Origin of the sequence: Neorhizobium sp. BT27B, from assembly GCF_050455485.1 — a bacterium.
Classification (GTDB): domain Bacteria; phylum Pseudomonadota; class Alphaproteobacteria; order Rhizobiales; family Rhizobiaceae; genus Neorhizobium.
This window is the reverse complement of sequence record NZ_JBCIYT010000001.1, coordinates 1-12235: the sequence shown is the minus strand read 5'-3', so window position 1 is coordinate 12235 and position 12235 is coordinate 1. Positions and strand designations below refer to the sequence as shown.

General features: G+C 61.9%; 10 protein-coding genes. 4 read left to right on the top strand and 6 right to left on the bottom strand.

Annotated elements, in window-relative coordinates:
* Nucleotides 1-61: 61 nt before the first annotated feature.
* Entirely contained in the window at nt 62-2080 is a 2019-nt protein-coding gene (locus AAIH70_RS00050) for a putative bifunctional diguanylate cyclase/phosphodiesterase (protein WP_132273537.1), read from the bottom strand.
* Nucleotides 2081-2361: 281 nt separating this feature from the next.
* Between AAIH70_RS00050 and AAIH70_RS00045 the strand changes: the two genes are divergently transcribed.
* The gene (locus tag AAIH70_RS00045) at nt 2362-3936 is read left to right on the top strand and encodes a DUF1800 domain-containing protein (protein WP_132273538.1); all 1575 of its coding nucleotides are present in this window, start codon (nt 2362-2364) and stop codon (nt 3934-3936) included.
* A 2-nt stretch (nt 3937-3938) separates the two neighbouring features.
* Complete coding sequence (locus AAIH70_RS00040) at nt 3939-5117, top strand: DUF1501 domain-containing protein (protein ID WP_430032664.1); 1179 nt, start codon at nt 3939-3941, stop codon at nt 5115-5117.
* A 289-nt stretch (nt 5118-5406) separates the two neighbouring features.
* On the opposite strand, the gene AAIH70_RS00035 is transcribed toward AAIH70_RS00040, so the two are convergent.
* On the bottom strand, nt 5407-6213 hold the full coding sequence (locus AAIH70_RS00035) for a class I SAM-dependent DNA methyltransferase (RefSeq protein ID WP_132273540.1): 807 nt from the start codon (nt 6211-6213) through the stop codon (nt 5407-5409).
* A 268-nt stretch (nt 6214-6481) separates the two neighbouring features.
* On the opposite strand from AAIH70_RS00035, the gene AAIH70_RS00030 reads away from it, so the two are divergent.
* Together AAIH70_RS00030 and AAIH70_RS00025 are read left to right on the top strand one after the other, a co-directional pair.
* Nucleotides 6482-8728 carry an OmpA family protein gene (locus AAIH70_RS00030; protein WP_245519126.1) on the top strand — a complete coding sequence of 749 codons (2247 nt, stop codon included), beginning with the start codon at nt 6482-6484 and terminating at the stop codon, nt 8726-8728.
* A gap of 164 nt (nt 8729-8892) precedes the next feature.
* On the top strand, nt 8893-9516 hold the full coding sequence (locus tag AAIH70_RS00025; protein WP_132273542.1) for a hypothetical protein: 624 nt from the start codon (nt 8893-8895) through the stop codon (nt 9514-9516).
* Here AAIH70_RS00025 and AAIH70_RS00020 read toward each other — a convergent pair.
* The 4 genes from AAIH70_RS00020 to AAIH70_RS00005 all read right to left on the bottom strand — a co-directional run bounded on the left by AAIH70_RS00020 (nt 9459) and on the right by AAIH70_RS00005 (nt 12134).
* Nucleotides 9459-10019 (bottom strand): GNAT family N-acetyltransferase, encoded by a 561-nt coding sequence (locus AAIH70_RS00020; RefSeq protein ID WP_132273543.1) that lies wholly within the window; start codon nt 10017-10019, stop codon nt 9459-9461. The two genes, AAIH70_RS00025 and AAIH70_RS00020, sit on opposite strands and share 58 nt — an antisense overlap.
* The gene (locus tag AAIH70_RS00015; protein ID WP_132273544.1) at nt 10016-10501 is read right to left on the bottom strand and encodes a GAF domain-containing protein; all 486 of its coding nucleotides are present in this window, start codon (nt 10499-10501) and stop codon (nt 10016-10018) included. Before AAIH70_RS00015 ends, AAIH70_RS00020 begins: the two co-directional genes overlap by 4 nt.
* Nucleotides 10502-10578: 77 nt before the next feature.
* The gene (locus AAIH70_RS00010; RefSeq protein ID WP_132273545.1) at nt 10579-11448 is read right to left on the bottom strand and encodes a PhzF family phenazine biosynthesis protein; all 870 of its coding nucleotides are present in this window, start codon (nt 11446-11448) and stop codon (nt 10579-10581) included.
* A 500-nt stretch (nt 11449-11948) separates the two neighbouring features.
* Nucleotides 11949-12134: a hypothetical protein gene (locus tag AAIH70_RS00005; RefSeq protein ID WP_430032657.1), complete on the bottom strand. Its 186-nt coding sequence runs from the start codon at nt 12132-12134 to the stop codon at nt 11949-11951.
* Nucleotides 12135-12235: the final 101 nt, after the last annotated feature.

Sequence of the window (12235 nt, the reverse complement as noted above, 5' to 3'; positions counted from 1 at the left end):
CGTTTTCTCCATTGTGAAGAGGGCGGGGCCATAAAACCAGTACAAAAAGTGAACCGGAGGTTCAGGTCTTGCGGCCGGCGCTGCGCTTGAAATCGACCTCTGTCGTGTTGGACGGGCGTTCGGCGATCCAGCCGGCGAGGCGTTCGGGCGGCATCGGCCGGGCGAAGAAATAACCCTGCGCGGTGTGGCAGCCGAGTTCCTGCAGGGCGGCTGCATCTTCGAAGGTTTCGACCCCTTCGACGAGCACGTCGATCGACAGCGACTGGCCGAGGCCGACAAGCGCGGAAACGATATTCTGGCTCTGGCGGCTGGAGGTGACGGCGGCGGCGATGCCGCGATCGATCTTCAGGCGGTCGACCTTGAGGCCGGTGAGATAGGTCAGCGAGGAATGGCCGGCGCCAAAATCATCGACGGCGAGCTTGTAGCCGGAGCGGGAAATGCGGGCCAGCTGATCGCCGATCATGTCGGTATCGAGCAGCGCTTCCTCGGTGATCTCGATTTCCAGCAGGGCCGGATTGATCTTGTGGCGGGCGACAATGGCATCGACGACATCGACGACGGAATAGACGGAAAGTTCGCGCGGTGACACGTTGATCGACACGGTGGCATGCGGCAGGCCCATGTCCGGCAGGCGCGTGAGCAGGCGGCAGGCGGCTTCGGCGATCGTGCCGGTCAGCCGGTCCGACTGGTGTGTGGCAAGTGCGGCCAGCACGATATCGGGTGGTGCGATGGGGCCGAGTTGCGGGTGGTGCCAGCGCACCAATGCCTCGAATCCGATAATGCCGCTTTCATCCAGCATGACCTGCGGCTGGAACCATGCCTCGACTGCGCCGCTGGTGATGGCGGCGCCGAGATCCTGTTCGATCTGGTGACGGCGGGTGGCTTCGGCGCGGAAATCCGGGTGGAATTCGCACCAGCGTCCGCGGCCGCTGTCCTTGGCGCGATACAATGCCATATCGGCGCAGATGAACAGCTCTTCCGCATTGGTGGCGTGATCCGGATAGATCGACAGACCGATGGACGTGCCGACGAGGCAGGACTGGCCGGCAATGCTGATGGGGCCATGGCTGCGTTCCAGCATGGCATCACATTGCTGGCGCGCGCGCTCCACAGCGTCGGTGCCGGAAAAGATGACCGCAAACTCGTCGCCGCCAAGACGCGCCAGAAGATCGGCGCCTTCGATGGAGCGGCGCATGCGGTTCGAGATATAGACGAGCAACGTATCGCCGACACTGTGGCCAAGCGTATCGTTGATCATTTTGAAGCCGTCGAGATCGAGCATCAGCAGCGCCAGCTGGCGACCGCTGCCATCGACGCAGCTTTCTATGCCTGCCGCCAGCGCCTCGTTGAAAGCTGTGCGGTTGGCAAGGCCGGTGAGCGGATCGCATTTGGCCAGATGTTCCAGCCGGGCATTGGTGCTGAGGATTTCGCTATTGGCCCTGGACAGGGATTCCGCCAGCGCCTTGGCCTGAACGGTGCCGCGCGTATTGCTGGCGAAAGTGACCTCAGACTGTTTGCTGCCGCGATAGAGAAGCAGTGTCAGTGCGGTGACGCAAAGCGCCAGCATCAGGCCGTGTATGCCCTGCGGCAGCAGTGAAACGATGACCGCTACATGCACCGGCAGCGCAAAGGCGAGCGGCGCGAGACTGTTGCCGGCGCCCATCAGCACCGTGGCTGCGGCAATGCCGAGCATCATCAGATAGATGCCGCCATCGACGCTGGTTGCATCGAAATCTGCGAACAGGAAGGGAAGGGCAGCCCATGTGCAGCCGGTGACGAATTTGCCGGCCGCGAGAATCAGTAGCGTCTTTTGCGGATTCGTACCGGCCAGATCACGGCGCATCATTCTGGCGGTCATTCCGCCCCTAACGATCAGCGTCAGAAGCAGTGTCGCCAGCCAGTATGGTGCAAGCGTATCGGTGCCGTGGCCCACCGTGGAAACGGCATAGGCGCAGCCAGCGATGACCGCATTGGTGGCGAGCATATAATACATCCGGTCCATGACCGAAGCCGCCTGTGCTTTTGCGATCTCCGACTTGATGCGGATTTCATTCTCGTCAGTCAGGAAGCGGCTTGGCATCCAGAATGTCTCATGTCCGTTTCAGCTCGGCAGCATATGCTCATGGTCGAATGAAAAAAACATTAATTGCGTCAATGGGTTAAAGGTGATTGGGTGTCTGATCTCGGCGGGAACGAATAAGCTTTTACGGCGTTTATATCCAAGGTTGTGCCTGCCCGATTTGTTTCACCCTATCACGCCGCATTACAAATCGTTCATGTAGGAAAATCCGCCTTAATCTGTTGCCGTTTGTGTCGCAGTGCTACATCACCCCTTGTCCACGGTTCGAAACGAGGTGCTCGATGACACTTTCCCGCCCCACCATGGCTGCCATACGATTTGGGTATGGCCTGAAGCCGGGTGAAGAAAATGCGCCGGCCAGCGCTGCCGATCTGATGAAGCAGGTCGAAAGAGGCGCCAAGGCAAAGGCGCGCTTTCCGCGGGAAGGGTTTGAAGGCAGGCGCGAGACGGCTTTGCGTCTTCTCTCTGTGCGGGCGGTCGAAGCAAAGACGGCACAGGCCGGAAAACCCAATCCGGAACTGCGGCGCGACACGCTGCGCGAGGCCGATCGCATGCTGCGGCGTGATTCGTTTGCGCGCATCATGCAGGCCGTGCATTCCCAGAACGGCTTTTTCGAACGGCTGGCGAGTTTCTGGGTCGATCATTTTTCCGTCAACGCCCGCAAGACCTACGCGATGCGGATGATCGTGTCCTTGTTCGAAGCCGAAGCGATCCGCCCGAATGTCGGCGGGCCGTTCGTCAATCTTCTGCATGCCGCAGTGCTGCATCCGGCCATGCTGTTCTATCTCGATCAGAACCGCTCGGTTGGACCGGAATCGCAGGCCGGTCTTCGCAACGGTACGGGTGTGAACGAAAATCTCGGCCGCGAGCTGCTGGAACTGCACACGATGGGCGCAGGCTCCGGATACAATCAGGACGACGTGCATGGCGCGGCATTGATCCTTACCGGCGTCACCGTCGATGCCCGCACGCTGGAAGTCGGCTATCGCCGCCAACGTGCGGAGCCTGGCCGCCTTTCGCTGCTGGGCAAGGTCTATGGCGAGGAAGGGCGTTCTGAAGCCGATCATGTGGCCATGCTTGACGATCTGGCCAGGCGGCCGGAGACGGCAAAACACGTATGCAGCAAGCTGGTGAAACACTTCATCGCCGACGAGCCGCCGACCGAGGTGGTGGAGGCGATGGTGGCGGCATGGACCGCAAGCGACGGCAACCTGACGGCGGTCTATCAGGCGATGCTGGATCATCCACGCGCCTGGGAGGGCGAGGGCCAGAAATTCAAGCAGCCTTTCGATTTTGTGGTTTCCGGTCTGCGGGCCATGGATGTCAAGGAAGCCGAACTGACGGCGCTGGCCAAGGCGCTGGATGACGAGGACGCCGAAGTGCCGGTGCGGCCGGACGAGGCCGAAGACGGCGATGACGTTGTGCAGGCGGAAAAGCCGGGACCGCGCGGCGCTGATATGGGACGTGCCGATGCAGCCGCTGCGACGAGTGATGCCGCAGCCGGAGACATCAAGAAATCCACCACCAAGGCCGCCGCACCAAAACCCGGTTTTGCACGTGCCGTGACCTTCGGGGCGCTGCGGCGCATGGGGCAGCCGGTATGGCAGCCGCCAAGCCCCGCAGGCTTCGCCGATGACATGGGCGCCTGGCTTTCACCCAGCCAACTGAGTGAGCGGATCGCCTGGGCGCGGCTGGCAGTGCGCGGGCTGGGCAAGGACCTCGATCCTCCCGGTTTTCTGGCCGCGGCACTGGCCGATGCAGCAAGGCCCGAAACGGCAAAGATTGTCGGGCAGGCGCCGAGCAAGGTGCATGGCATGACCATGGTTCTGGTTTCGCCGGAGTTCAACAGGAGATGACGATGGACGCTTCGACACGTTTTCAGCTGTCGCGACGCGGCTTTCTCGCTTCGGCCTGCTGCCTTGCGGCCATGCCGGTGATGACGCCGGTCAGTTTTGCCGCAACCCCCGGCGATGCGCGTTTCGTAACGATCATTTTGCGTGGCGCGATGGACGGACTTGATCTGCTGCAGCCCTATGGCGACCCGGCGTATGCCGGTCTGCGGCCAAAGCTGGCGCTGACGCCGGACACCGGGCTGACCGATCTCGACGGCCGCTTTGGCCTGCATCCGGCGGCGCAATCGCTGATGCCGCTATGGCAGGCGCGGGAGCTGTCCTTCGTGCATGCCGTCTCGACGCCTTACCGCGACCAGCGCAGCCATTTCGACGGTCAGGACATTCTTGAAAGCGGCGGTGCCGACAGGCGCGAGCGCAATGGCTGGCTGAACCGCACGCTGGCGGCCATTCCGCGCACGGCCAGTCGCCGGGCGATCGATATCAATACCTCGATGGAACTGATCCTCTCGGGACCCAACGATGTCGATGTCTGGTTGGCACAATCGGATGTGGCGCTGGCTGAAGACGAGGTGCGTTTTCTCGAGCGGCTTTACGAAGGCGATCCGAAATTTTCCAAGGCCTTTGCCGAGGCTGTTCGCACCGACATGTCCACCGATCCGCTATATGCCAGCGGCAAGCGCGGCACGGGCGTGGCGGATATGGCAAAACTTGCCGGCAGCCTGCTGGCCCGCGACTACCGCATCGGCAGCTTTTCGATCAACGGCTGGGACACGCATGTGAACCAGAAGGCGCAGTTCGCGCAGGTAGCCGGCACGCTGGCACTGGCGATCACCACGCTGAAGGAAAACATGGGAGCGGATGCCTGGGGCAAGACGGTGGTTCTGGCGATGACCGAGTTTGGTCGTACGGCGCGTGAAAACGGCAGCGGCGGCACCGATCACGGCACCGGCGGCGTGGCGGTTCTGGCCGGCGGCGCGGTGGATGGCGGCAAGATCTTTGGCACATGGCCGGGCTTGGGCGAAGACCAGCTTTACCAGGGCCGCGACCTGATGCCGACCGGCGATTTGCGCGAACTGGCTGCGGCGATGATCCATAAGCAATATGGCGTTTCGGCTGGCGATCTCACCACCAAGGTGTTTCCGGGCCTGAGTTTCGATACGGGTTCGGTGTATCTGCGGGGGTGAGGAATGGTCGGCGCAGCCGACGAAACGATCCAGTGAATCGTTTCGAATGACGAACGCCCTAAGCTGAAGCGAAGGGCCGGGATAGGGAGATAAAATTGCCCCTCACCAACAAAATCTATGACTTAGCTTCGCTAAGATCATGATTTTGTATCCTCTCCCGCAAGGGGAGAGGTAAAGATGCCGAGGTCGCCGCGGCCTGCCTCTCCCCTTGCGGGAGAGGATAGCAAGTCCGCGGGAGGCACAGCCGAGCGCTGGACGCGCTTGGTGAGGGGTATTTTTCCCCGACGTCTTACTTCAACCGTGCCACCACCAGATGGCCGGGGCTTGGCTCGCCATCCTGCATGCGCACGTTGATTTCCGACATTTCGATCACCTCGAAACCGGTCTCTTTCAGGCGGTCGAGGATGTAGCTTTCGGTGTGGACGAAACGCTGGTGCGGGCCGACGATATAGGGGCGGCCGTCGGTTTCCGGCAGGGTTTCCGACGAGAACACGAAAATGCCGCCCTTGACCATGTTTTCGGCGGCGCCGAAGAAGATCGGTTCCAGCGCGCCGAGATAGGGCAGCACGTCGGTGGCTGTGATCAGGTCAAACGCTTCGTCATCATTGTCCTCGAGAAAGTCCTCGACTTCGCCGACGTAAAGCGTCTCGTAAAGATCCTTTTCATGGGCGATCTGCACCATGTTTTCGGAAATATCCAGCCCGGTGATGTCTTCCGCCATGTCGCGCAGGGCGCCGCCGGTGAGGCCGGTGCCGCAGCCAAGATCGAGCATGCGCTTGAAAGGCCCAAGATCCAGCGACTGCAGGTGCTGGCGCACCATCATCGGCACGGTGTAGCCGAGCTGCTCGACGAGAATGTCTTCAAAACTTTCGGCGTGCTGGTCGAACAGGGTTTCCACATAGGCGTCGGGCGCGCGTGGTGGGGTTTCGCCGCGGCCCATGGAGGCGAGGCGGACGGCTGCGCCGCCGTGGTCTTCCGGATCAATGGCCAGCACGTCGGCATAGGCTTTGGCCGCGCCGTCGAGATCGCCGGACTTTTCCAGATCCAATGCGCGGTTATAGGCCTCGGCCAGGGCTTCCTCGTCGATCTTGGTCATGGCGCGTCCTTTTCCGGTGCCGTTGATATGGCCGCGCTTTTAGCGGGAATACGTGTTTTTGCAATGGCGGTCGGTATCGGCTGCCCAAGCTTTGCCTGAATGGCGCGTTCAGGTGGAGTTCAGCCAGTCATGCACAGGTTTGGCATGAACAAGTTTGGGAACAATTTTAATGGGTGGCCGTTGAGGGCTGCCCGGACAAGGCCAGGCTCCCGCAAGAGGAGTTTTGCTCGAATAAACTGCAGGGATGCGAGATTACCAAGGAGGTCCCATGTCGAAGAAACACCGTTTGCTGGCCGGCGTTGCCATGCCCGTGCTGTCGCTGTCATTGATCTGGCAGCCGGCACTGGCGGCACCCGTTGCGCCAGGCGCGATGGCCGTGCCGGCGCGCAGCGAAGTGATCCGCGTGCAGGATGCACCGGCTGCCGAACAGCCAATCCTGCCGCCGGGTGCAGCCCCTGCGGAAGAAGCGCCGGCCGAAAAGCCGCGCCGCGAACAGGCACCGGAAGCGGCTCCCGAGCCGCAGCGCCAGGAAGCGCCGGCACCCCAGCCGGAACCGCAGGCCGCTCCGCCGCAGGCGCGTGAGGCAGCGCCGGAGCCGGAAGCGCCGCGTCCGCGCCGCGAAGCCCCCGCACAGGAGGCGCCCGCCGCAGAACAGCCCGCTGCCGAACCGAGCCAGGAAAAGCCGCGTCAGCGTCCGCCACGCGAACCGGCCGCGAGTGCCGAGCAGCCGGCAGCTGAACAGCCGACCGAGCGTCCGGCCCGTAACAAGCAGAACAATGGTGAAGCCCAGCCGGGTGGTGAGCGCCCACGTGGCGAACGCCCGGCAGGTGAACGCCCTCGCGGCGAGCGTCCGGCGTCCGATGCACAGGCACCTGCCGAACGTCCGGTGGAGAAGCCCGCAGAGGCGCCTGCGGCAAAACCCGCACCGGCGGAAAAGCCCGCCGCTCCGGCAGAAGCCCCCGCATCCGCGCCCGCGGCACCTGAGGCTGCACCGGCTGCCCGTCCGGCGCGTCCTGCCGATGGTTCGCGACCGGCACGCCCGGCTCCGGGTGAGGCACCTGCCGCACCGGGTCAGGCAACTCCGGCTGCGCAGCCGGGCACGCCACCTGCGCCGGAAGGTGCTGCACCTGCTGCCCCCGGCCAGCCAGCGCCCGGTCAATCCGGTGCCACTCCGGCTGCTCCCGGTGGTGCGGCTCCCGGTCAACCCGCTCCGGGGCAGGCTGGCGAACTGCCGGCCGGGCCGCGCACGCCTGAAGAAATCGAACGTGCCAAGGCGATCGCGAAGGATCCGTCCTCTGCCACCGGGCCGGTCGTGCTGCCGGTTGAAAATGGCGCGGCCATCCTCGACAGCGCCAAGGAATATCCGTCGGCGCCTGCCGCGGCACCGGGCACCCCGCCGGTTGCCGGTCAGGGACAGCCGCGTGGTCCGCGCGAAGGTGGTCGTCCGCAGGGTGGCCCCGCCGGTGGTCAGCCGGGTGTTCCGGCCGTTGCCGCACCCGCCGGCCCGCCACCACCACCGCCGACATCGGATGCCGAAGCACAGGCGCTCGCTCCGGGTGAACGTCCGCGTCCGCCGATCAAGCTCGAAGCGGCCACGGCGGAACGTGGCGAGCGGCTGGATGGTCGTCCGCGTTTCGAACGTCCCGACGGTTTTCAGGAGCGTGGCGGCAACCGCGATGGCGGCCGTGTGATCCTGCAGTTCGACAACCGCACCATCGTGCGTCATGACGACAGCAGCCGTTTCTATGACGAGGGTTATCAGCCGGAATATGAACGCCTGCGCGGCGGTCGTACCCGCGAAATCATCGAGCGTGACAACGGCGTCCAGATCGTCACCATTCGCAACCGGTATGGCGATATCGTCCAGCGTTCGCGCATCGGCGATGATGGCCGTGAATACGTGCTCTATTATGCACCGGAACTGATGGAGGAGCGTGACCAGCCGCGTCGCTGGCGCGATCCGGGTCTCGACCTTCCGCCCATGCGCCTGACGGTGCCGCTGGACGACTACATCATCGACACCTCGACCGAGCCGGACCGGGATTATTACGAATTCCTGGAACAGCCGCCGGTGGAACGCGTCGAACGCGTCTATTCGCTGGATGAAGTGCGCTATTCGGCCCGTATCCGCGACAAGGTGCGCCGTATCGACCTCGATACGATTACCTTTGCGACCGGTAGTGCCGACATCCCGATGAACCAGGCGTCTTCGCTGCGCAAGGTTGCGGATGCGATCAAGGAAGTTCTCGACCGCGACCCGGCCGAAACCTTCCTCATCGAAGGCCATACGGATGCGGTCGGTTCCGATGACAGCAATCTGGTGCTCTCCGACCGCCGTGCGGAATCGGTGGCCCGCGTGCTGAGCGACGCCTTTGGTATCGCACCGGAAAACCTGGCGACGCAGGGTTATGGCGAGCGTTACCTGAAGGTGCGCACCGAAGCCGCGTCTCAGGAAAACCGTCGTGTCACCATCCGCCGCATCACGCCGCTGGTGAAGCCGGTGGCGCAGCGTTAAGGTCTGCGGTCAACATAAAAAGCCGCCGGCATCCTGGCCGGCGGCTTTTTGCTACGCATTAAAGCACGTGCCCGTTTTCGTGTCCGGCAATTGTCGCAAAAGTGGTTGTTGAGATTATTTGCGCTTGATGGTTGGTTGTCCCTGTTGAGGGGGCAAGGGCGTGCATGGCAGACAATCTGATCGTGACATGGGATATTTCGGGCGACGTGAGTGCCGCCCTGATCGCGGCGGTCGTCGCGCTGATACTGGCGATAGGGCAGGGCCTGTCAGCTCGAAAAAATCGTCAGAAGAACAACGCCATCATGCTGATACAGCTGATGGCGAGCGCCCCTCTTCACGAAGCGCGCAGCAAGGCGGCCGAATTCCTGCGCGTCGATCAGGGGGGCGATCTCGTGGAGGCGCTGCGCGCGCTCCCGCAAGTCGGGACAGTAGCTCGCTGTGGAATGTGTGAAGACTGCAAGACAGACGCCGGCCCGGAGCGAAGCATAAGTGCCGTCATCGGCTTTTATGAACTGGTCTACGGTCTGATCGGGACACGTGCCGTCGATCACAGAATGCTCAAGATGGCGTTTGGGCAAAGAACGGCGTTCTTTTACGAATACCTGTATCTCAAATACTGGTCAGACCGGCAGTCGGAATGGCGTTTCGCGCTCGACAAGCTCGGAAGGCTCAGGCACATCTGCGACGAGGACGCACTGGCCTACTTTGCGGACCAGCGACGACGCCAGCGTCAAAGGCGCTTGTCGAAGTCGACCGAAGTGTCTGTGCCTCCAGATACGGAGGGATAGGAAAACCGTCCGAATTCGTGGTAATTTCGGCTTTTCCAGAAGGCCAGCGTATCGGGCGTCTGCGCATCGGCGTGCAGATAGGCGATGTCATAACCGAGGGCGCGGGCGTCCGCCTCCAGAGCCGAGACGATACGGCTGCCAAGCCCTTTGCCGCGCAGGCTTGGTTCGAGATAGACGCGGGCGATCTGGCAGGTTTTTTGGTCGATGTAACGATCGGCGAGGCGGCGGGCGGTGCCGGGCTTGCGGGCGAGATTGTAAAACCCGCCGGTGGCGATGATGTTTCCCGCGTCATCGCGGACGATGCGAAAGCCGCCGGCGTTCCGGGGCGAATACCAGCCGTGTTCGATGTCCCCGGTCAGGCTGTCGAGATCGGCATGCCAGTCGCTGTTGTAATCGATACCGTAGAAATCGCGGATGATGCGCAGGCAGAATTGTCTGGCGTCATGGCCGGCATTTGTGTCTTCGGCAGAGACGAGGTCATCGATCGGATAAAGCGGGATCACGCGCTCGCCGTCACAAAGATTTCGGCGATGCGCTCGATGCCGGCCTGGTCTTCGGCATCGAAGCGGGCAGGGATCGGGCTGTCGAGATCGATCACGCCAATGACGGCGCCATCGCGCAGGATCGGCACCACCAGTTCCGAACGTGAAGCGGCATCGCAGGCAATGTGGCCCGGAAAGGCATGGACATCCTCGACGAGGATGGACTGGGCCTTTTCGACGGCGGTGCCGCAGACACCGCGGCCGACCGGAATGCGCACGCAGGCCGTCTTGCCCTGGAAGGGGCCGAGCACCAGTTCGCCCTCTTTCATCAGATAGAAACCCGCCCAGTTGAGATCCGGCAGCATCTGAAAGATCAGTGCCGACGTGTTGGCGGCATTGGCAATGAAATCACGCTCGCCATCGAGAAGGGCCGCCAGTTGCTGTGTGAGCTGGCGATAGAATTCCGGCTTGTTTTCGGTCTCGATCGCAGTGGTCTCGAACATGGCGGCTCCTCTCAATGACTGGTGAGGGCGGTTTAGTCTGCGGCGGCCGTCAGGGCAAGCTATCGAGCGCCATGGGCTTAGTAGCGAAGGATGCCTTCGGCGCAGGTGACGCACATGCCGCCAACCAGAACCTTGCCGTCACCGTCGATATCCACCGAGATCCGGCCATCGCGACCGACTTTTGACCCTTGTGATGCGGTATAGGTCATCCCGCCGGCAGAGGCGGACTCGTTGTTGAGGCGAAAATATCCGACGCTGCCATTGCCGGAGCCGCAGACCGGGTCTTCCTCCACGCCGCAGGACGGCGCAAACGAGCGCACCTCGATATCCGCATCACCACCGGCATGCGGACCAAACACGGTGACGCCGGTCGCATTCAGCTTTTTCTCGAAGGCGGCCGAACGGGCAAAATCCGGCTGCAGGGCGAGAACCGTCTCGGCATTGTCGAGTTTGGCAACGATCCAGACAGGGCCGACATTGATGGCGGCCGGCGGCTCGGATTTCGACACTTTGACGCCCAGAATACCTTCGAGTTCCTCGACCTCGATGTCCGACAGGGGCCGGATCTGGGCCGGCGGCATGGACAAGGTCAGCGTGCGCTCGGGGCCATTGCCGCTCACCGCGATATTGATAAGGCCGGCCGCGCATTCCTGCACCAGCACGCCATTGCGCGGCGAATGAAGGCCAGCCTCGAGAATGGCATGGGCGCTGCCGAGGGTGGGATGGCCGGCAAACGGCAGTTCGCTGCGCGGCGTGAAGATGCGAAGCCGGTAGTCGGCATTGGGATGGGTTGCCGGCAGCAGGAAAGTCGTTTCGGACAGGTTGGTCCAGCGGGCAATGGTCTGCATTTCCGTGTCGCTCAGCCCCTCGGCATCGAGGATGACGGCGACGGGATTGCCCATGAAAGGTTTGTTGGAAAATGCATCGACGACTTTGTAAGCGCGCATGGTTGGCCCCTGTTGCAACATGACGTCCAGCACTAGGACGATGGTGTCGCTCTGACAAATTCAAAGTGATTATGGCATTCATCACGTTTTGCGCACAGCGGGAACAGCCGTTCGCAGACGGCGGCGGTTGTTGTGCGTCGGGCGGCTGATACGTTATGGGCATTGTTGTTGATACTCGCCAACGAAGAGAGCCCGGTCGCATGCCGTTTTTTCGAAGCTTCTGCCGGTTCGCACACAGCCATGCGAATTCATTTCATCTGGTCGTTAAGGGCGGTTTGGTTCGCGGCGCTTTGGAGGGCAAGCTGTGAGTCAATATGCCTTTGGCGGTTGTTCGCCAAATCTCTTGTGTGTTCTTTGATCATCGTAATGAGGAGTTCGGTTAGCGCATGCTGGAAATAAATAGCGGGCGAATACAGAACCCGAAGACATTGATACCGGATGAGATCGCTCGAGAATGCGAAAAACGCGGGAAACTTGTCGTTCAATTCAGTACGTCCGACTCATACCCGACTGACATTCTGCTTGCACTGAACGAAGCTTGCCGGATTGCCAAGGATCATTTGCAGGTCCGCTTTTATGGCCATTACGGCACATTTTTCGATGCCAAAGTCGTTCGCCATCTGCCTGAAGCCCGTGATCTCGCTGTCGATTGCCTTAGAATCGAGAACGAAGATGAAATCGGACATCTCACAAATCTGATATCTTTGAACGTAACCGTCCGATTGGCACCGCCTGCCGCCTAGCGCCCTGATGGCCTAAGACACGTATTTAACGACGTCGTTAGCGA

Excerpts from the sequence above, each read along its gene's own strand:
- AAIH70_RS00035 (WP_132273540.1), bottom strand. The coding sequence starts at position 6,213 with ATGACCAAGATCGACGAGGAAGCCCTGGCCGAGGCCTATAACCGCGCA.
- AAIH70_RS00030 (WP_245519126.1), top strand. The coding sequence starts at position 6,482 with ATGTCGAAGAAACACCGTTTGCTGGCCGGCGTTGCCATGCCCGTGCTG.
- AAIH70_RS00015 (WP_132273544.1), bottom strand. The coding sequence starts at position 10,501 with ATGTTCGAGACCACTGCGATCGAGACCGAAAACAAGCCGGAATTCTAT.
- AAIH70_RS00005 (WP_430032657.1), bottom strand. The coding sequence starts at position 12,134 with ATGTCCGATTTCATCTTCGTTCTCGATTCTAAGGCAATCGACAGCGAG.
- AAIH70_RS00050 (WP_132273537.1), bottom strand. The coding sequence starts at position 2,080 with ATGCCAAGCCGCTTCCTGACTGACGAGAATGAAATCCGCATCAAGTCG.
- AAIH70_RS00010 (WP_132273545.1), bottom strand. The coding sequence starts at position 11,448 with ATGCGCGCTTACAAAGTCGTCGATGCATTTTCCAACAAACCTTTCATG.
- AAIH70_RS00025 (WP_132273542.1), top strand. The coding sequence starts at position 8,893 with ATGGCAGACAATCTGATCGTGACATGGGATATTTCGGGCGACGTGAGT.
- AAIH70_RS00040 (WP_430032664.1), top strand. The coding sequence starts at position 3,939 with ATGGACGCTTCGACACGTTTTCAGCTGTCGCGACGCGGCTTTCTCGCT.
- AAIH70_RS00045 (WP_132273538.1), top strand. The coding sequence starts at position 2,362 with ATGACACTTTCCCGCCCCACCATGGCTGCCATACGATTTGGGTATGGC.